This window comes from Cupriavidus sp. C1SS-2L, from assembly GCF_057073735.1.
In genome coordinates, this window is sequence record NZ_CP172709.1 from 2,290,737 (window position 1) to 2,310,196 (window position 19,460).

Here is a 19,460-nt window from a genome sequence, read left to right on the forward strand (position 1 = left end):
GGTCGGTTCTGGATTGGGATGCAAGTCAGGCAGCTTCAATAGGGCGGGGTGTTACAGGCTGCGCGCGATCAGCATGCGCTGGATCTCGCTGGTGCCTTCATAGATCTGGGTGATTCGGGCGTCGCGGTAGTGGCGCTCGACGGGGTAGTCCTCGAGGTAGCCATAGCCGCCATGGATCTGCAGCGCCTTGGAACAGACGCGTTCGGCGAGTTCCGACGCATAGAGCTTTGCCTGCGATGCTTCCGACAGGCACGGCAACCCTTGCGTACGCATGCGTGCGGCGCGATGCACCAGCAGTCGCGCGGCGTTCAACTCTGTCGCCATGTCGGCAAGCATGTTCGCGATGGGCGGGTGCTCGCGCAGTGGCCGGCCGAACTGCACACGCTCGGATGCGTAGCGGCACGCGGCTTCGAATGCCGAGCGGGCAATGCCGATGGCCTGCGCCGCAATGCCGATGCGCCCGCCTTCGAGGTTGGACAACGCGATGCGCAGGCCCTCGCCGGGCTCGCCGAGCAGCGCGTCGGCCGGCACTTCGCAATCTTCAAGCGTGATGGCACAGGTGTCGGACGCGCGGATGCCAAGCTTCTTCTCCGGCGCATGGACGATGAAGCCCGGCGTGTCGGTCGGCACCAGGAACGCGGAGATCCCTTTCTTGCCGCGTTCGGGCTCTGTCGCGGCAAAGACCACCGCCACGCCGGCGCGCTGGCCGTTGGTGACGAACTGCTTGCTGCCGTTCAGCACCCAGCCGCGCTCAGAGGGCCGGGCGCGCGTGCGCAGGTTGTGGGCTTCGGAGCCGGCCTGCGGTTCGGTCAGGCAGAACGCGCCGATCAGTTCGCCACTGGCCAGGCGCGCCAGGTAGCGCTGCTTCTGTGCCTCGGTGCCGTAGTGCAGGATCGGCCCGCAACCGACCGAGTTGTGCACGCTCATGAGCGTTGCGCAGGCGGCGCAACCGGCAGCGATTTCCTCGATGGCGAGCGCGTAGGCCACGTAGTCGGTGTAGGTACCGCCCCATTCCTCGGGCACGATCATGCCGAGCAGGCCTAGCGCGCCCATCTCGGCCACGACCTCTTCGGGCAGCCGGCCGGCGCGGTCCCACTCGGCGGCGCCGGCAGCGAGCCGTTCGCTTGCAAAGGCGCGCGCGGAGTCGCGGATCATGATTTGCTCTTCGGTGTAGTCGCTGTGCATGGCAGGGGCGCGGCGCGCGATAAAGGAGTCTTCGGATGGTTTTCTGGTGAACAGGCGCAGTGTAGAAACCGCCTGCCGCGGCTCCTATGCCAAAATCCGCCATTCTTTGTGAACTCGAATGCCATCCGTCCGGGCCGCCTGAGGCCGCCGGGCCGTGGCCGCACTATGGAAAAAGGCAGCGTCGCGATTTGCTTTGTCCACCATGCCATCTCGGGGCTGCAGGCCCGCGGGCTGGATCCCGAACCGGTGCTGCGCAGTGCCGGCATAGCGCCGGCGCTGCTGTCGGTGCCGCAGGCGCGCGTCTCCACGTCGAGCTACAGCGACCTGTGGATGGCCGTGGCCGCCGCGCTCGACGACGAGTTCTTCGGCCAGGATTCGCGCAGCATGAAATGCGGCAGTTTCGCCATGCTGTGCCATGCCGTCGCGGCCAGCCGCACTTTTGCGCAGGCGCTGGAGCGGGTCGCGCGCTACTTCGGGTTGCTGCTTGACGATATCGGCGTCAGGCTCGAACGGCATGAGGACCGCGCGGCGCTGGTGCTGACGGCGCCATCCGCGGCGCAAGGGCGCCTGCCCGGCATCTTCGCGCAGGAAACCATGCTGATCATGCTGCAGGGCCTGATGAGCTGGCTGCTGCACCGCCGCGTACCGATCCTGTTGGCCTCGTTCGCCTATCCAGAGCCACCTTACAGCGAGGAGTATCGGGTCATGTATTCGCGCCAGACCGCTTTCGGGCAGCCGGCCACCGCGCTGGTGTTCGACGCGGACTTGCTTGACCAGCCCGTGCGGGTGGACGAGCGCGGGCTGAAGTCATTCCTGCGTGATGCGCCGCACAATGTCGTGGTCAAGTATTCGGACCGCAGCAGCGTGGCCGCGCGCGTGCGGCGGCAGTTGCGTAACCAGCGCCCCGAACAGTGGCCCACGTTCGAATCGCTGGCGCTAAGCCTGAACCTGTCGGCGTCGTCACTGCGCCGGCGCCTGATGGACGAAGGCGCGAGCTACCAGGATCTCAAGGACCAGCTGCGGCGCGATCTGGCGATCGACGCGCTGAGCCGCACCACCAGGCCCGTGGCGGATATCGCGGCCGAACTGGGCTTTGCCGAGCCGGGCGCCTTCCACCGCGCGTTCCGACGCTGGACGGGGTCTCGTCCCGGCGCTTATCGCGGCGTTGCAGCGGAAGACTAGGGCTGCCACCTGGCCGATCGGGTAGTCAGGCGGGCAGTGCTTCGCGCGCCGGTGCCGTTGCGGTGGTCTGCCTGTCTTCATGCACAACGATCCGGTTGCGGCCTTCCAGCTTGGCCCGGTACAACGCGGCATCGGCACGCGCGCTAAGCTGGGCTAGGGTCTCGCCGGGGCGCAAGCACGCCACGCCGCCGCTGATGGTGTAGCGAACAATCGTGCCGTGTTCTCCGATACGAACCGCGTGCTGCTCCGCGCCTGCGCGGATGCGTTCCGAGATGACCACGGCATCGGCGACGCGCGTGGCCGGCAGGACGACGGCAAACTCTTCGCCGCCGAGCCGGCCAAGGCTATCAGTTGAGCGCACTTGCGCGCCCGCCAGGATGGCAAAGCCCTTGAGGACAGCATCACCCGCGGCGTGCCCGTAGGTGTCATTAACGCCCTTGAAGCGGTCGATGTCGATGATGAGAAGCGCCGGCGGGACGCCACCGCGGGCCCCTGCTGCAAGCGCACGGCTAGCCATGTCCTCCCAGGCCTTGCGCGACATCACGCCCGTCAGTCCATCGGTATTGGCGATGGCCTCCAGCCTGCGCACCATGGTGTCATGGATCATGAGCACCGCACCCATGGTCAGCGCTGGCATGACAAGGGCACCCAGGGTCAGGAAGAAGGTATTCAGGCCAAGCGACTGCAGGCTGTAGGGATCGCCCATCAGCGAGAACGCCGACAGCAGCCCTCGCGCGGTGTGGCCAAGCGCGAAAAACAGCGCGAAGCCGGCCGTTGTCAGATGGTAGTGGCCAAAGCGACTACGGGGCCGCCAGCGGATCAGGGTGATGCCCGTCAGCGCGCACAGCACCGCGTGAAAGGCGGAGACCGCGACCACACGCGTAGTGAAGACATCGAAGACATAGCGCCAGGCCACCACCACAGCCATGGTGGCCAGCAGGCCGGCGGCCAGTCTGCCCCAGCGAGGCTGGCCGCCACAGAACCGCACGCATCCGGCATAGAACAGCGCCAGCGCGCCGGCAAGGGCAGCGTTTGCCATGACCAGCGAAAAAATGTCGTTGACATAGCCGCGCAGCGTGAACAGCACCAGCGAGATGGTGACAAGCAGGTTGGCGTTGCACCAGTCCGGCACGCCGGGAAGCCCGCAGCGCCGCAGAGACCAGACGATGGCCAGCATCATGGCGCTCAGCGCCGCGGTGATCACAAGCAGCGCGGTAGGGACGGACATCGGTGGAAATCCAGGAGCAGGTCAGCCGCTGAGGCAAAGCCGTAATGATACGGTGTGCGGTAAAGCCAGCTCTTCCGCCCCCCTTCGTGCCGTGGTTCGGCGCCGCGCCGGGCGGGCCGCTCAGTCGCGCGGACGGGCGCAGGCCCGGCCATCCGGATCTCGCCATGGCTCGACGCGCAGCGCCGGATCGTGCTTCAGGAGCCAGCGCGCCGCAACCAGCAACGCAACCAGGACAGCGACCATATAGGCGCCCAGCGACGTAACGTATTCCATTCCGACCCCTTCGGATTCCGGTTCTCTATGACCGTTCGAGAGGACATTATGAAAAGCAGCACCTAACCCAACATCACCTGATTGGGGGTTGTCCCTACGAGCGTGGGGATCAGTTGTCCCGAAGTCCCGGTTGCTGCCACGGCGAAGCCCGTCGGCGCACGCGGCCTGCAGTCATGACAGAACGGCGACCACATGGGCCTGAATCCGCCCCGCGACAGGACCGGTCCCGAACTCCTGCGCAAGGGCTTGCTCCGAAGCGTCGGTAGCGCGCTGCAAGGCATCGGCACCCCGGGATTCGAGGTCCACACGCAGCGGCGTTCCCTGGCAGTAAGCCACCGCGACGATGTGCGCGGACGCCGCGGTGCTGGTTACCGCCAGCGTCTCGAAAGCTGGTTCCGACCGGAAGCCACCCTGCAGCAGGTGCCCGGCGATCTCGGCTTGCCGGTAGTAGCCGTGCGGGATGCGCGCCATGAAATCCGGTGGCGATGCGGGGAACAGTTCTGCCAGCGCCCGGGTGACGGTATGCGCGAAGTGGTTATCCTCGATGCGGTCCCAAACGTTGAACAGCAGGGTGCCACCCGGCGCCAGTACGCGGCGTGCTTCGCCGAATGCCGCGCCCTTGTCCGGAAAGAACATGGCGCCGAACTGGCAGACAACCAGATCGAAGCGGCCATCATCAAACGGTAACTGCATGGCATCTGCTGTCTGCCAGCTTACCGGGCGGCTGGTGCCCACCGCCTCGGCCCGCGCCAGCATGGGCGAGTTCAGGTCCGTTGCGACGATCTCGGCGTCCGGCGGCAACGTTCGGGCCAGCTCGCGGGTGAGCGCACCGGTGCCGGCCGCGATTTCGAGCACGCTGGCCGGCCGAAGAGCGGCGGCCCGGCGTGCCAGGTCGGCGGCGTACGGCGCAAAGATCATCGGTACGAGGTAGCGCTCGTATAGCTCCGGGATGGCCCCCGTGAAGGCCTTGTCACTGGCGGTTTGCTGCATGGCTGTCTCCCGTGCCGGACAGAAGGGCCGGCCGACTCCCTTCATGCTAGGCCGAGTCGGGCGCCATGCTCAACTTACCTCGATCTGCCCGTTCATCGACTCGTGCCCCGAGCCGCAGAAGATGTCGCAAAGGAACAGGTGTGACCCCGCTGCGGCGGCATTGATCGGGACTTCCACGGTCTTGCCCGGCGGCAGGTCGACGCGGATGCCGAGGTCGGGCACGCTGAAGCCCATCACCACGTCTACCGCCGTGAGCGCGAGGATCACGGACTCGTTCTTGTGCAGCGCAATGCGGTCCGGCGTAAAGACAAAGCGGCGCGCGGTCACGGCGATGCGCCGCGGCACGGCGGCCGACGCCGTCCAGAACGGCGCCGTGGCCGCCATGGCCGCAAGCCAGGCAAGATGACGGCGGCGTTCGGGACGGAATGAAGCTTTTTGGATCATGATCGTTCTCCGAAATGCTGTGCTCAGGCGGTGACGGGCTTTTCTTCCAGGGCCAGCCGCGGCGGTGCCTGCCGCGCTGCCACCTGCCGCCATCCCAGGCCGCGGTACGGGTGTTCGGCATCCCATGGCACCGGCTGGCGCAGCGGCTGCGATGCCGGCGGCGGCAGCGGGAACATCAGCGAGCGAGCGGCGTGATGGATGATATGGCCGGTCTGGTGATGGTGTTCCTGGTGGATATGGCCATAGAACACGGTGACATTGCTGTATGGGTCCAGGCGCTGCAGGACATCGGCGCCGTCGCGCGTGGCCCAGTCCCATTGCGGGTAGAGATCGAACAACGGCCGGTGCGTGAGGATGACGATGGGCGCTTCGTGTGGCAACCGCGCGAGATCCGAGACCAGCCATTCGATCTGCGCCGCTCCGACGCGGCCGGCGGGATCCGATACGTTATCGAGCGCGACGAAATGCACGCCCTGGTGGTCGAAGCTGTAGTGCGTCGGACCGAAAATCTCCTGGAACGCCTCGCCGCGGTCGAGGCCGGCGTCGTGTTCGCCCGGCATCAGGTAACGCGTCTTGACCTGGAGCGTGTCGATCTGTGCCTTCACTTCGCGCATGCGCCGGCGCCGCTCGTCGGGATCGTCCGTGGTGTGGGTCAGGTCGCCCGTGAAGACGATGAAGTCTGGCGGGGCGGGCAGCGCGTTGACCGCGGCGATGGCCTTGGGCAGCGTGCCGCGCGCGTCCGGATTGGGCGGCCCCTGGAAGCCCCAGTGCAGGTCGGACAGCTGCACGAAGTAGAAATCCTTGCCGGGCGAGGCGGCCCAGCCTGGCAGCGCCGAGGCGAGCACGGCGCCGCCGGCCGCGGCGGCAAGGCGCAGGAAATCGCGGCGGTCGGGGGAAGGTATGGCTGACATGGTGTGCTCCTGTGGGAGGACCGGTGGAGGGCCGGTTGCCTGTCATACCGGGCGGCGACGGCTTTTATTCCGGCGCGCAAGGCGTTGGTAGGGCAATGCCGCGACGGCGGAATAAACTGGATCGAATCCCGGTAAACACGCTGAGCGGAGGCCCCAGCATGCTCCGTCCGATTGACCCAAAGGAGTACCGTGAACGCCGCTGACGAGCGCCACCGGTTTGCCGAGCTGGTCCTGCCGCACCTCGATGCGGCCTACAACCTCGCACGATGGCTGAGCGGCAGCGCGGCCGAAGCGGAAGACGTGGTGCAGGAGGCGCTGTTGCGCGCCTACACCTACTTTGGCAGCTATCACGGTGACAGGCCGCGGCCATGGCTGCTGGCCATCGTGCGCAATACGTGGTTCTCGGCTTGGAACCGCGACCAGCCGTCCCGCGACGCTGCGACGTACGAAGACGGCGTCGATGCCGCCCAGGCCTTGCCCGGCTGGCAGGACGCCGCCGAACGGGAGCCGCTGTGCTGCCTGCTGCGTGCAGAAGACGTTCGTCTCGTGCATGAAGCGCTCGCGCGCTTGTCCGCGCCGCTGCGGGAAGTCATCGTGCTGCGCGAGCTGGAGGATATGTGTTACCGCGACATCGCTCAGGTTGCCGCGATTCCGCTCGGCACGGTCATGTCACGCCTTGCGCGCGCACGGCAGGCACTGGCAGTGGCGGTAAGCGCACTGCGCGTGGAGCGGGCCGGACAGCCGTCGGGCGGTGTGGCAACGGTCGATGGCCTGGCAGGAACGGCCGGGGAGGTGGGCAATGGACTGCAATGAAGCACGGCTGCTGCTGCATGCCAGCGCGGACGGCGAACTCGGCCCCGGTGAGCTGGCGCGGCTGGGTCCGCACCTGGCGTCCTGCCCGGTCTGCGCTGCAGAGATCGCCCGCATCCAGGCATTGCGCGACGCGGTGCGGGAAGGCGCTACCTATCATCGTGCGGACGGCGAGTTGCGGGCCCGGCTGCTGGCCAGCCTGCCGGCGCCTGTCCAGCGCGAGCGCGGCAGCCGGTGGGGCGGCCTCGGCAGATGGCTTAGCTGGAGCTATCCGGCGCGCGCGGGCCTGGCGCTGGCGATGGTGGTCGCGGTGGCCATCGGCATCGGTCAGTTCGCCAGCTATCGGTACGACGCGGACATCGTGGCCCGCGAAGTCGTGGCGAGCCATGTGCGGGCGCTGCTGTCGGGCCGCGCCATGGACGTCGCATCGCTGGACCAGCACACCGTTAAGCCCTGGTTCAACGGGCGGCTTGACTATGCGCCGGTGGTACGCGACCTGACTGCGCAGGGGTTCGTGCTGGCCGGAGGCAGGCTCGATTACGTGGACGGGCGCCCGGTGGCCGTGCTGGTCTACCGGCGCAACCGCCATCCCGTCGACATCTTCGTCTTCGTTCCGGGGCAGGCAGGCCTGCCGCCCAAGGTATCCGGATCGCGGCAGGGCTACCAGCTGGAAAGCTGGGACGCCGACGGCATGCGTTTCCTGGCCATTACCGACGCGTCGGCCGACGACCTGCGTACGCTGCGGCGGACGTGGCAGGCAGGCGCGCCCGCCGCCCCGTCCCAGCCATAGCGGCGCTAGACGGCTTGCCAGCGGCCGTCTGTGTCCCCGGCCTTGCCATCGGCGACAAGCTTGAGCAGGTGCGCATGCAGCGAGCGCTGGGCGACCGGGTACATGCGCTCCGGCACGTCGTCATAGACGCGCGGTAGCAGCGCCTCGATCGGGGCCGGCCCGAGATCGCGCAGCGCGCTGAGCACCTTGGCTTCGCGGTGCAGGCGGTGGCGCACAAGCAGACGGATGGCCTCCTGCGGACGGGTGATCAGGAAGCCGTGGCCCGGAGCCAGCCATTCGAGATCCTCTTCCTGCAACGCGGCCAGTGAATCCAGATAGGCGCGCATATCGCCGTCGGGCGGGGAGATGACGACCGTCGAGCCCTGCATGACGTGGTCGCCGGTGAAAAGCGTTTTCTCTTCCTCGAGCAGGAAACACAGGTGGTTGGACGCATGACCCGGCGTATGGATCACGCGCAGCGTGCAGTCGTCGCCGATGGCGATGCGCTCGCCGTGCTGCAGGTCGCGGGCCGGCGCAAACGCGATGTCCTGCCACTGCGTGGCCGGTGCGGCGCGGCCAAGCACGGTGGCGCCTGTGGCGGCCCGCAATGCGGGCGCGGCGGGCGAGTGGTCCATGTGCGTGTGCGTGGCCAGGATCCAGCGGATCGGGCCCGGCGCGGCAGCGAGCACTGCCTGCACATGCGCGGCGTCGTCGGGGCCCGGATCGATCACGGCCCATTCATTGCGTGCACCGCCACCGACCAGGTATGTATTGGTGCCCGGCCCGGTCATGACGCTGCCGTTGTTGGCCGTGACGCGCCAGACGCGTTCGGACAGCCGCACCGGCTCGCCCGGAGCCAGTTCATAGCGTGCGTGCGTCTTGCCTTCAGGGTCAATCCGGCCGATCTCGGCGTAGCACGACTCGTTGGGCATGACGGGCCGCACGCCCGCCGCACCGTTGGCCAGCCGGGGCATGATGCACGCGATGTCGCGCAGCAGCGAGGTGCTGGCAAAGCATTCCTGCGCCGTTTCAAAATGCGCGATCGACTGCAGCGTGCGGCGCGTGACATGCATCATCGGCAGGCCGCTGGCCGGGTCCGCGGCTTCGCCGGGGCGGATCCAGCGATGCTCGACGATTTCCATGCCATCGTGGATGGCGATCTGGCCCGCAGGCGCGATCGCGACAAAGAAGCGCGTGTCGAAGCGCTTGGGCAGGCCCGGCGGCGTGAGCCAGTAGCTGTGGTATGCCAGGCGGTCGGATGCCAGGCGCAGGCCCAGTTCGGCGCATGCGTGCGCCAGTCCGAGGCCGCCACGCTGCACCGCCTGGCGCAGGAAATCGAGTTGCGCGTCGTCGAGATGGCCCGGGGCCAGCAGATCGCCGTTGCGGTGGTAGGCAAGCAGCAGTCCCGCTTCCTCGAAGCATTCGCGGACAGCAGCCAGGTAAAAGTCCAGGCCGTTGGCCGGCAGGTTCAGGCGCTCGCTGGCGGCGGTGTCGTCGAGGCCGGCAGCATGAATGTGCAGCGCCTTGTCCTGTTCCGGGTCGAGCGTGCCGCCCGGAAACACGAAGGCGCCGCTGCTGCGGTCGTTGGCGCGCTCGACGCGCCGCACCAGCAGGACTTCCATGCCCTGCGGGCCGTCGCGCACCACCAGCAGGCTGGCTGCGGCGCGCAGGGACTTGGAGGGACTGGCGGGTCGGTTCGTGGTAGTGCTTGTCTCTGTCGTTGTCATTGTGTCAGCGCGCGGGGGCAGGGCCGCGCGGCAGTGTGTGGCTGGACCGGTCTGGCGCCGGCGTGGTACCAAGTTTCGCGCAGCGTTCCGGGCCGCGTTTTCACATTCTTCGGCCCATAGTGTAGCGGTGATGACAGATTCGCTCTGCTTCGGGCATCTCCGCAGACGGGGTCGCAGTGCGCAATAGTGCCTTTGGCATTTCCTGCCGAAAGACCTACTCTGATTGCTGTACTGCACATAATGAAGGAGGATGTTCCTTGTCCCGAGCCTCGTACCTTTGCCTGGCCTTCGCCTTGCTGCTTAGCGCATGCGAAACGCCGCCGCAGCAGGCAACCAGGCCAGCGCCGCGCCAGGCGGCCGAGCCACGCATCGCGCCGCGCGTGGCGATCGACGCGTGCGAGCAGGCCGTCACCGCCAACGTCAGGAAGGGGCACCCCGAGCCCGGCAGCCTTTTCCTTCTGGAAGACCGCGAGCAGGTTTACCAGCGCCCGGGCGGCATAGCGATGGTGACGGGCGAGGGCACCTTCGAGCCCGACAGCAGCCAGGCCTCGATCGGTTTCCGCTTTACCTGCCTTTACAACGGACGCACCGCCCGCGCGGACGACGTACAGTTGCGCTACTGAGCGCTGCGCGCCCGAATTCCGGCGCAACAAGCTGTTGCAACAGGCAGACAGTCTGATGGCGGCGCGGCCCGTGAGGCGCCGGTTCGTACGCTTCCCCTCGAAGCCCTTCTTCAGAGCAATTGACACGCACCGGGCGGTGCGCACATGATTCGGACGTAATTAGATGCGCCTCCGGGGCAACATGGCACCATGCCACCTGCAGACCCCGCATGAACGGCCGCAAAAACAGATCAGGGAAACGGGGTCATGAATCCATCCATCCGCCAACTGGCCGGCATTGCGGCGCTTGCCGTCCTGCTGAGCGCCTGCTCCACTACGCCCGAACCGGTGACGGCACCAGTTTCCGCCGTGCAACCGCCGTCGAACCAGGCGATGAAGGCGCTGTCCACCGAAGTCTTTACCTACGCCTATCCGCTGGTGCTGATGGACGTGACGCGCGAGCTCATGAGCCTGCGCACGCCCCCCAACACCTTCAGCCACAAGCGCACCTTCCCGGACGCGACGTTCACGGACGTGGTCACGCCGAACGCCGACACGCTGTACTCGTCGGCCTGGCTCGACCTGTCCAAGGAGCCGGTGGTGCTGTCCGTGCCCGATACCCGCGGCCGCTACTACCTGATGCCGTTGATGGATGCCTGGACCAATGTCTTCGCCTCGCCCGGCAAGCGCACCACGGGTACGCAGCGCGGCAACTTCGTGATCACGGGTCCGGGCTGGGAAGGGCCGCTGCCCAAAGGCATGAAGCAGATCAAGTCGCCTACGGCCATGGTCTGGCTGATCGGCCGCACGCAGGCCAACGGCAAGAAGGATTTCCCGGTCGTGCACCGCCTGCAGGACCAGTACCGCCTCACGCCGCTGTCCGCATGGCAGATGGGCGTACGCGCGGCGCCTGAAAAACCCGCACCGCGCTCGCCGACGCTGGACACGCAGTCGCCGCCCGTTGAGCAGGTAGCGGCCATGGACGCGCAGGCCTTCTTCAGCCGCTTTGCCAGCCTGCTGCCGGCCAATCCGCCCGCAGAAGCCGACGCCGCCATGGTCGAGAAGATGCACCGCATGGGGTTGGAGCCCGGTGTGCCGTTCAAAACCACGGTGATGGAACCCGCCACCGCGCGTGCCGTGCAGGAAGGTGCCACCGCAGCGCTGCAGGCGATTGCCGCCACGGCCCGCAAGGGCAACGCCGATGCCGGCAATGGCTGGGTCATGCACCGCGACCTCGGCAACTACGGTACCAACTATGGCCGCCGTGCGGTCACGGCCATGGTCGGGCTTGGCGCCAATCTGCCGGAAGACGCGATCTACGCCTCCACCCGGACCGATGCCTCAGGCAAGGCCCTGCAGGGCAGCACAAGCTATGTCCTGCATTTCGCCAAGGACCAGTTGCCGCCTGCCAGGGCGTTCTGGTCGCTGTCGCTGTACAACCAGCGTCAGGCGTTCGTCGACAACCCGATCGGCCGCTATGCAATCGGCAGCCGCGACCGCCTGCGCTACAACCGCGATGGCTCGCTCGACATCTACATCCAGCACGCACGCCCCGAACGCGGCAAGATGGCCAACTGGCTGCCTGCCCCGCCCGACGGCCTCAACATGACCCTGCGTGCGTACTGGCCGGAGCAGGCGCTGCTCGATGGCTCGTGGATGCCGCCCCCGGTTGAGCGAGTGAACTGAGCTGCGTCTGGCAGCCAAGTGAAAAGGCCGCGTCCCCGGGGACGCGGCCTTTTGTTTTGCACGGACCGTAGCAAACAGTCAGAACTTGTAGCGCACGCCTGCATAGAGTGCTCGCCCGGTACCGGGATAGAACACTGCCGTATTGGCGGTGCGCGCATCGGTCACTGTGCTGAAATCGCTCACATAACGCTTGTTGCCTAGGTTGCGCGCATCGAGGAACACCGTCAGGCCTTGCTTGAAATCGTAGCTGGCCTGCACGCCGAACAGCACGTACGACGGCACCTTGAGCGTGTTTGCGTAGTCGACGTAAGCGCCGGTCGGTACCCAGTCGATGGTGCCTGCGATGCGCAGCCCTGACGCCTGGCTGTACGCCAGCGTGGTACGCAGCACGTGCTCGGGCACGCCTGCAATGCGGTTGTTGCCGTATTGCGGGTCGTTGTCGAAGCGGAAATCGCTGTAGTTCCATAGTTGCGACAGCGTGACCTTGTCGGCCGTGGTGGCGACGTTCTGCAGCAGGTCCGCGCTGACGGCGAGTTCTACGCCTTGCAGCGTGGTGCGATTAGCGTTGAACGTGGCAGCCGGCACGTTGGGATTGGTCGTGTACTGCAGCAACTGGTCGCGCACCAGCGAGCGGTACAGCGTGAGATCCCATCCGAGCCGCTCGCGGCGCCCGCGTGTCCCAAGTTCCAGCGTCCAGCCATGCTGGGCGGAAAGCGGCACGAACTGCGTCGTGGTGCTGATGGTCTGGTTCAGGTCGCTGAAGTCCGGCACATCGGCGCTGCGGGTGATGTCGGCAAACGCCTGAATGTCCTTGGCCGGTTCCCAAAGCACGCCGAATTTCGGGTTCACGCCGCTGTACGTGGTGTCGTCGGACTTGGGCACCGGATTGGCGGGCAGGCCGCCATAGTCGGTGTAGCGGCGCTGGTTGTAGTAAGCCTTGGCGCCGGCCATCACCGCCACCGTGGGCATGACGTAGAGGCGGTCTTCGAAGTAGGCCTCGTAGTTGTAGGCATCCTGCCGGGAATTGAGCGTCTGTGCGCCGCGGTCGCCCGAGACGTTCACGTACTGGCGCGCATCGTTGTTGCCGCCAAAAAACCTTGCGCCGGCGATGAGCTGGTTGCGCATGCCGCCAATGGTCTGCGTGCCCGTGTAGCGCGGCGCGAAGCCATAGGTCCAGTAGTCCTGGTCGATAACCTGGAAGATCGGGTGGTACAGGTTCTTGTGGATCACCCATGTGGAAAAGTCGAGCTGGCCGCTGTCGAGCTTCACCGTAGTGACGTTGGCCAGCCGCTCGGTGCGCGTATTGCGCGCCTGGTCGCCGGCGAGCGCGCTGGCAGAGGCCTTCGTCGGGTTGTTCAGTGCGTCCTGTAGCGACAGCGTGCCGGGCAGCAGCTGGTCGACGACATAGGCGCCGACGTAGAAGCGCGTCTCGACGGTCGGGCTGAAGCGATAACCGAAGTTTGCATTGAGCTGTTCGTACTGGCCACGCTCATGGTCGCGATAGCCTTCCGAGTGGTCGACGCTCAGGTTGGCCATGAAATCGAAGTTGCCGATCTGGCGCGAGACCTGGCCGGCCGCGCGGACCGTGCCGAAGCTGCCGCCATCGACGCGCACCTGGTTGGGCGCTTCGGTGGTGAACGCGGTGGGCGTGGTGAAGTTGATCGCGCCGCCCAGCGTCGTGCTGCCATAGGCCAGGCCATTGCCGCCCTTGTAGACCTCCGCTGCGTTGAGGCCGATCGGGTCGATTTGGTAGAAGTCGCCGCTGCCGTCGGCGAAATTGGTGGGCACGCCGTCCTGCAGGATTTCCAGGCCCCGTGTATGGAATCCGCGCGCGATGCCGGAGCCGCGAACGGACAGGCGCAATTCCTGTCCATAGCGCTCCTGCACGTAGACGCCCGGAGCATCCTTCAGGACGTCGCGCAGGTTGCTCGCGTAGGTATTGGCGTAGCTCTCGGCGTCGACAAAGCCCACTGAACCGGCCGACTGGTACAGAGATTCCCGTTGCCTGGCGACGCCCGGCACGGTCAGCGAGCCTTCGGCTTTGGCCGTGGCAGTGACGGTCGGCAGTGTCACAGGCTCCGGCCCCGTAACCGGGGCGGTCTGCGCGATTGCGGCGCCCGTCAATGCGGCGGCTGGCAGCGCTGCGGCGCGCCGCCAGTGTCTGGCTCCTTTCATGATTTCCCTTTGCCGGCACATTGGCGCCCCGTTTTGGCAGGGGCCAGTGCTCTGAGTGTAATTCGATAGCCGGCAAGGATACGGAGCGCAGCACGCCTCGGCTATGTGACACAGCGCCGCACGCGCGGCGCACACGTCACAAGGCGGCTGCGCTCAGGCGGCGCGGGTGCTGCAGGCGCACTCGGCGCCGTGCCGATGTGCCGCCTGTGACGCCTGCGGCCGTGCCACACGCTTCCACGTCAGCGTGTCCTGACCCGCGAGGCGCCCGCGCAACTTGCGCGCCGCCGACACCATATTGGCCAGGGCGGCCTCGGTCTCATCCCAACCGCGGGTCTTCAGGCCGCAGTCCGGGTTGACCCACAGACGCTGCGGCGGCACGACCTCGCAGGCGCGGTCCAGCAGCTTTTCCATGGCTTCCACCGACGGCACGCGCGGCGAGTGGATGTCGTAGACGCCCGGTCCGATCTCGTTCGGGTAGTCGAAATCGCCAAAGCCTTCGAGCAGTTCCATGGCCGAGCGCGAGGTCTCGATGGTGATCACGTCCGCATCCATCGCCGCGATCGACGGCAGGATGTCGTTGAACTCGGCATAGCACATATGGGTATGGATCTGGGTCTGGTCCGCCACGCCCGCGGCCGACAGCCGGAACGCGTTGACGGCCCATGCCAGGTAGGCGTCCCAGTCGGCACGGCGCAGCGGCAGGCCCTCGCGCAGCGCCGGCTCGTCGATCTGGATCACGCGGATGCCGGCCTGTTCCAGGTCACACACTTCGTCGCGGATGGCCAGTGCGAGTTGGCGGGCGGTATCGGCGCGCGGCTGGTCGTCGCGGACGAACGACCACTGCAGCATCGTGACGGGGCCGGTCAGCATGCCCTTCATCGGACGCTCGGTCAGCGACTGGGCATAGCGCGCAGTGTCCACGGTCATTGGCTCAGGCCGGTACACGTCGCCGTAGATCACAGGGGGCTTGACGCAGCGCGAGCCGTAGCTCTGCACCCAGCCGTTCTCGGTGAACGCATAGCCGCACAGCTGCTCGCCGAAGTATTCGACCATGTCGTTGCGCTCGGCTTCGCCGTGCACCAGCACGTCCAGCCCCAGCGCTTCCTGCTTGCGCACGGCCAGCTCAATTTCGCCGCGGATGCGGTGCAGGTAGTCGAGCGCGCCGAGATCGCCGCGTTTGTAGGCCGCCCGGGTCTGGCGGATGGCGGCCGTCTGCGGGAACGAGCCAATCGTCGTGGTCGGGAGCAGCGGCAGTTGCAGGGCCTCGCGCTGACGTTCGATGCGGACATCGAACGCGCTGTCGCGGTCGGCCATGTCAGGCGTCACAGCAGCCAGTCGCTGCTGTACGCGCGGATTGACCACGCGGCGCGATTGGCGGCGCGACGCCTGCACGGCATCGGAAGCCTCGAGCTGGGCGGCGACGGCTGTCTCGCCTTGATTCAGCACCGTGGCCAGCACACACAGTTCGCCCAGCTTTTCGGTGGCAAAGGCCAGCCAGGACTTCAGCTCGGCATCGAGCCTGACTTCATGTTCGAGGGATACGGGCACATGCAGCAGCGAGCACGACGGTGCCAGCCACAGCCGATCGCCGAGTTCGGCATGCAGCGGTTTCAGCGTGTCGAGCGCGCGGCGCAGGTCGGTGCGCCAGATATTGCGGCCGTCGATCACGCCAACGGACAGCACGGCCTCGGGCGGCAGCGCCTGGCGCCATGCAACAAGCTGCGCGGGCGCCCGCACCACGTCGATATGGAAGCCGTGGACTGGCAGCGCGGCCGCACGCTCGGCATGGTCGGCTGCGCTGTCGAAGTAGGTTGCGAGCAGCAGTTTCACGCCCGACTGGGCCAGGGTCGCGTACGCCCGGTCGTAGGCATCGAGCCAGGCCGCGTCGAGGTCGAGGCTCAGCGCGGGCTCGTCGATCTGCACCCAATCGATACCACGCGCCTTCAGGCGGGTAAGGATGCGCTGGTAAGCCTGCGCGAGTTGCGGGAGGAGCGACAGCTTGTCAAATCCGGCCTCGTGCGTCTTGGACAGCCACAGGTAGGTCACGGGCCCGATCAGCACCGGCCGCGCCTTCAGGCCGAGCGCCAGCGCTTCTTCGAGTTCGTCGAAAAACCAGTCGGGGCCGCCGTCGAAGCGCGTGGCCGAGTCCAGCTCCGGCACCAGGTAGTGGTAGTTCGTATCGAACCACTTGGTCATTTCCATTGCGGGCTGTTCGCGATTGCCGCGTGCGAGCTCGAAATACTGGGCCAGCGTCAGCGCGGCCGGCTCGAAGCCGAAGCGGCGCGGCAGCGCACCGAGCAGCGCCGTGAGGCTCAGCACCTGGTCGTAGTAGGCAAAGTCGCCTGTAGCAACGGTATCCAGACCGCTGTCAGCCTGCAATTGCCAGTGGCGGCTGCGCAGCGTGGCGGCCACGGCGCGCAGGTCCGCTTCCGTGCTTTCGCCGCGCCAGAAGGATTCCTGTGCAAATTTCAGTTCACGACGAGCGCCGATGCGCGGAAAGCCGAGGATGTGTGTGCGTGCCACGAAGATGCTCCAAAAAGGTCTTGTCTGGCGCACAGTGTCGGTTTCACCGTAAAATGAATCAAGCGACAAGTTTTAAACAAAGTATGAATGAATTTCATATCACCCGAAGCCACAATGAAACGGGCAGGGTCACGTCATGATCGAGGTCCGGCATTTACGCTCGCTGGTGGCCATCGCCGAATCCGGCAAGCTGGCTACCGCCGCCGAGCGCGTTCACGTGAGCCAGTCAGCGCTGTCTCACCAGATCAAGGCGATCGAGGCGCACTACGGCCTGCCGCTGTTCGACCGCACGCGGCAGGGGTTACGGTTCACGCCAGCTGGCGAGCGCCTGCTGGCCTTGGCGCGCGAGGTGCTCGCGGCGGTGAGCGAGGCGGATCGGGATATCGAACGGCTCAAGGGTGACACGCGCGGCGAGCTGCGCGTCGTGCTGGAGTGCCACACCTGCTTTGACTGGCTGATGCCGGTGATGGACGAGTTCCGCCGGCGCTGGCCCGAAGTGGAGGTCGACCTTGTGGCGGGCTTCCACGCGGACCCGATCGCGTTGATCGGCGAGGGGCGTGCAGACATGGTGATTGGTTCATTGCCGGCCACGCGTCGCGGGCTGGAAGTGGCGCCGCTGTTCCGCTTCGAGATTCTTGCGGTCATGGCTAACGAGCACCGGCTGCGCAACAAGCGCCGCATCGAAGCCGCTGACCTGGAGGGCGAGACGCTGATCACCTATCCCGTGCCCGAGCAACGCATCGACCTGATCCGGGAAGTGCTGGAGCCCGCCGGCATCCGCCTGCAGCGCCGCACCGCCGAGTTGACGGTGGCCGTGCTGCAACTCGTGGCAAGCCGTCGCGGCGTCGCGGCGTTGCCAAACTGGGGTGTGAAGAACTACGTCGATCACGACTACGTGCTGGCCAAGCGAATCGGGGCGCGGGGCCTGTGGAGCGAGCTGTACGCCACGGTTCCCGCCGCCATCTCGCAGCGGCCGTATGTGGCGGATTTCGTGGCGATCGTCCGCGATATCTGCGCGGCGCAGCTCGACGGCATCGAATTGCTTGCGCCTGCCTGAGCGAATCGGTCAGGCGTGCAGGGCTACGGCAGGCATGAAAGCGGGGAGTGCGGGAGCGCTTTTGTCGACTGCCTCATCGAGATCGTCGTCGCCGAAATCCGCCATCAGCACTTCCACGTCCGCGCCGTTGCCGAGGCGCCGCACGAAGAGGTGCAGCAAGTCGGTGTCCGCTGCGGTCAGCGTGGCGCTGACGCGATGGCGGGCAGTGGCATCAAAGCGCAGTTGCTGGAGCGCCAGGCCGGTACGGCGCGCGTTGGCGAGTACCCATTCCATCGCGCCGAAGAGATCGGCGGCCGCAAGGCGCAGATCGAGTTGCAGGGTAGGGGTGGCAGAGGGTGGCATGTGGCGTCTGAAGCAAGAATGTCGGTCAGGTAAATTTACCAGTGGACCGGCAAAATGAGCTTCTGAATTTCCTGCCGTCTCGGTATGTTTGTAGATGAATTGTCTCTTGAGCGTAGAATTCAAGGATTATCCATCTGTCGCAAAGACACTCCTCATGCCAACCATCCCGAAGCTCGACGACGTTGACCGTCGCATCCTGCGTGAACTGCGGCGTGATGGCCGCCTGTCGAACGCAAAGCTGGCGGAACACGTCGGCCTGTCCGCGACACCATGCTGGAACCGGGTGCGCGCACTGGAAGAGAACGGAGTCATTGAAGGCTATGCGGCGTTGCTCAACCAGAAGGCGCTCGGATTGCCCGATACCGTACTGATCGAAGTGACGCTTGATCGACACGACGATGACATGCTCCACCGGTTCGGGCAAGCACTCGCCGAACTGCCGGAAGTCCTCGAGGCCCATTTGCTCACGGGCGAGTACGACTACCTGATCAAGGTCGCGGTAGCGGGCACCGAGGGCTATGAGGAATTCCTGCGTCACAAGCTGTACAAGCTGCCCGGCCTGCGCCATAGCCATTCCACCTTTGTGCTGCGCACATTGAAGCGCGAGCTGTCAGTCGCGCCTTAGCTCACGTGAAGCATGCGCCCTACAGTAGGTACTGCGCTGGCGCATCAGCAAGCCGGTTACCGCCCGGTCAATGCACGGTTGAGGTGCCTGCCGGCGGGGTCGGCAAGCGTAAAGATACAATTCCGCTCATAATGTCGAGCGGTGCCGGCCCGGCCGGCTCCCGATCTTCTTGAATACCGGTATGAACGACACAGAGATTGCGCTGATCGATTCAGCGCGCCTGCCGACCCGATTCGGCGAATTTACCGCTCACGCTTTCAAAGGCGTGGACTCGGGCATCGAGCACCTTGCCCTCAGCGTGGGGGACATCACGGGCGAAGATGTGCTGATTCGCATGCACTCGGAGTGCCTGACCGGTGATGTGTTCGGCTCGTGCCGCTGTGACTGCGGTCCCCAGCTCGAACTGGCGATGGAGAAGATCGCCGCCGAAGGCCGCGGCATCCTGCTGTACCTGCGCGGCCACGAAGGCCGGGGAATCGGCCTGGCGGAGAAGATCCGTGCCTATGCGCTGCAGGACACCGGCCTCGACACGGTCGATGCCAATCTTGCCCTCGGCCAGGCCATCGACGCCCGCAACTACGCGTTTGCCGCCGACCTGCTGCATCAGTGGGGCGTGAAGTCCGTGCGCCTGATGAGCAACAACCCGCTCAAGGCTGCGGCGCTGGAGAAGGCCGGCATCGTCGTGAAGGAGCAGCTGCGGCACATCGTGCCGTCGAATGCCGAGAACGAAAAATATCTGGCGACCAAGCGGTCGCGAATGGGACATTTGCTGGATTGAGTTTGGTCGGCCGGCACGTGCCGGTCGACATAGCAAGGATTGGACGCCCTTGGGTTTTGCCCAGGGGCGTTGTCATTTCATGGTTAGACGGTTTGCAATTCCAGGGGCGCGGCCTCCTGGCGGATGGCCCGAGACGGACTATCCTTTCCCGTT

The 19,460-nt window shown here is 66.2% G+C and carries 18 protein-coding genes; 8 read left to right on the top strand and 10 right to left on the bottom strand.

The genetic code is table 11. The features are described from left to right. Positions 1-51: 51 nt before the first annotated feature. On the bottom strand, positions 52-1,185 hold the full coding sequence (locus tag ACIGJG_RS28250) for an acyl-CoA dehydrogenase family protein (RefSeq protein WP_011300376.1): 1,134 nt from the start codon (positions 1,183-1,185) through the stop codon (positions 52-54). A gap of 165 nt (positions 1,186-1,350) precedes the next feature. Here ACIGJG_RS28250 and ACIGJG_RS28255 point away from each other — a divergent pair, with 165 nt between their 5' ends. Further along, on the top strand, positions 1,351-2,367 hold the full coding sequence (locus tag ACIGJG_RS28255) for an AraC family transcriptional regulator (RefSeq protein ID WP_011300375.1): 1,017 nt from the start codon (positions 1,351-1,353) through the stop codon (positions 2,365-2,367). 25 nt (positions 2,368-2,392) lie between these two features. Here ACIGJG_RS28255 and ACIGJG_RS28260 read toward each other — a convergent pair whose 3' ends face one another. From ACIGJG_RS28260 to ACIGJG_RS28280, 5 genes are all read right to left on the bottom strand, one after another. Next, positions 2,393-3,595 carry a GGDEF domain-containing protein gene (locus ACIGJG_RS28260; RefSeq protein ID WP_140950120.1) on the bottom strand — a complete coding sequence of 401 codons (1,203 nt, stop codon included), beginning with the start codon at positions 3,593-3,595 and terminating at the stop codon, positions 2,393-2,395. Between the two features lie 120 nt (positions 3,596-3,715). Next, positions 3,716-3,868, bottom strand: a complete 153-nt coding sequence (locus ACIGJG_RS28265; protein WP_166487079.1) for a hypothetical protein — start codon at positions 3,866-3,868, stop codon at positions 3,716-3,718. A 171-nt stretch (positions 3,869-4,039) separates the two neighbouring features. Further along, the gene (locus ACIGJG_RS28270) at positions 4,040-4,858 is read right to left on the bottom strand and encodes a class I SAM-dependent methyltransferase (RefSeq protein WP_140950121.1); all 819 of its coding nucleotides are present in this window, start codon (positions 4,856-4,858) and stop codon (positions 4,040-4,042) included. 69 nt (positions 4,859-4,927) lie between these two features. Further along, positions 4,928-5,302 carry a cupredoxin domain-containing protein gene (locus ACIGJG_RS28275; protein WP_011300372.1) on the bottom strand — a complete coding sequence of 125 codons (375 nt, stop codon included), beginning with the start codon at positions 5,300-5,302 and terminating at the stop codon, positions 4,928-4,930. A 23-nt stretch (positions 5,303-5,325) separates the two neighbouring features. Next, positions 5,326-6,213 (bottom strand): metallophosphoesterase family protein, encoded by an 888-nt coding sequence (locus ACIGJG_RS28280; protein ID WP_140950123.1) that lies wholly within the window; start codon positions 6,211-6,213, stop codon positions 5,326-5,328. A gap of 189 nt (positions 6,214-6,402) precedes the next feature. On the opposite strand from ACIGJG_RS28280, the gene ACIGJG_RS28285 reads away from it, so the two are divergent. Continuing rightward, complete coding sequence (locus ACIGJG_RS28285) at positions 6,403-7,026, top strand: RNA polymerase sigma factor (RefSeq protein ID WP_011300370.1); 624 nt, start codon at positions 6,403-6,405, stop codon at positions 7,024-7,026. Then, a complete protein-coding gene (locus ACIGJG_RS28290) occupies positions 7,013-7,813 on the top strand; it encodes an anti-sigma factor family protein (RefSeq protein WP_011300369.1) in 801 nt (266 codons plus the stop codon). Before ACIGJG_RS28285 ends, ACIGJG_RS28290 begins: the two co-directional genes overlap by 14 nt. A 5-nt stretch (positions 7,814-7,818) precedes the next feature. On the opposite strand, the gene ACIGJG_RS28295 is transcribed toward ACIGJG_RS28290, so the two are convergent. Beyond that, positions 7,819-9,519 carry an MBL fold metallo-hydrolase gene (locus tag ACIGJG_RS28295; protein ID WP_483673492.1) on the bottom strand — a complete coding sequence of 567 codons (1,701 nt, stop codon included), beginning with the start codon at positions 9,517-9,519 and terminating at the stop codon, positions 7,819-7,821. A 257-nt stretch (positions 9,520-9,776) separates the two neighbouring features. Here ACIGJG_RS28295 and ACIGJG_RS28300 point away from each other — a divergent pair, with 257 nt between their 5' ends. Both ACIGJG_RS28300 and ACIGJG_RS28305 read left to right on the top strand, forming a co-directional pair. Beyond that, entirely contained in the window at positions 9,777-10,142 is a 366-nt protein-coding gene (locus ACIGJG_RS28300; protein ID WP_483673493.1) for a short-chain fatty acid transporter, read from the top strand. Positions 10,143-10,388: 246 nt separating this feature from the next. After that, positions 10,389-11,807: a DUF1254 domain-containing protein gene (locus tag ACIGJG_RS28305; protein ID WP_011300366.1), complete on the top strand. Its 1,419-nt coding sequence runs from the start codon at positions 10,389-10,391 to the stop codon at positions 11,805-11,807. A 78-nt stretch (positions 11,808-11,885) separates the two neighbouring features. Here ACIGJG_RS28305 and ACIGJG_RS28310 read toward each other — a convergent pair whose 3' ends face one another. Together ACIGJG_RS28310 and metE are read right to left on the bottom strand one after the other, a co-directional pair. Next, positions 11,886-13,982, bottom strand: coding sequence for a TonB-dependent receptor family protein (locus ACIGJG_RS28310; RefSeq protein ID WP_483673494.1), 2,097 nt, complete (start codon positions 13,980-13,982; stop codon positions 11,886-11,888). Between the two features lie 153 nt (positions 13,983-14,135). After that, positions 14,136-16,505 (bottom strand): 5-methyltetrahydropteroyltriglutamate--homocysteine S-methyltransferase, encoded by a 2,370-nt coding sequence (gene metE / locus ACIGJG_RS28315; RefSeq protein ID WP_483673495.1) that lies wholly within the window; start codon positions 16,503-16,505, stop codon positions 14,136-14,138. 136 nt (positions 16,506-16,641) lie between these two features. On the opposite strand from metE, the gene ACIGJG_RS28320 reads away from it, so the two are divergent. Then, the gene (locus ACIGJG_RS28320) at positions 16,642-17,562 is read left to right on the top strand and encodes a LysR family transcriptional regulator (RefSeq protein WP_011300363.1); all 921 of its coding nucleotides are present in this window, start codon (positions 16,642-16,644) and stop codon (positions 17,560-17,562) included. A gap of 9 nt (positions 17,563-17,571) precedes the next feature. Here ACIGJG_RS28320 and ACIGJG_RS28325 read toward each other — a convergent pair whose 3' ends face one another. Beyond that, the gene (locus ACIGJG_RS28325; RefSeq protein ID WP_483673496.1) at positions 17,572-17,904 is read right to left on the bottom strand and encodes an AsnC family transcriptional regulator; all 333 of its coding nucleotides are present in this window, start codon (positions 17,902-17,904) and stop codon (positions 17,572-17,574) included. 154 nt (positions 17,905-18,058) lie between these two features. On the opposite strand from ACIGJG_RS28325, the gene ACIGJG_RS28330 reads away from it, so the two are divergent. Both ACIGJG_RS28330 and ribA read left to right on the top strand, forming a co-directional pair. After that, positions 18,059-18,529, top strand: coding sequence for an Lrp/AsnC family transcriptional regulator (locus tag ACIGJG_RS28330; RefSeq protein WP_140950126.1), 471 nt, complete (start codon positions 18,059-18,061; stop codon positions 18,527-18,529). A gap of 181 nt (positions 18,530-18,710) precedes the next feature. After that, positions 18,711-19,307 (top strand): GTP cyclohydrolase II, encoded by a 597-nt coding sequence (ribA, locus tag ACIGJG_RS28335; protein WP_011300360.1) that lies wholly within the window; start codon positions 18,711-18,713, stop codon positions 19,305-19,307. Positions 19,308-19,460 lie beyond the last annotated feature (153 nt).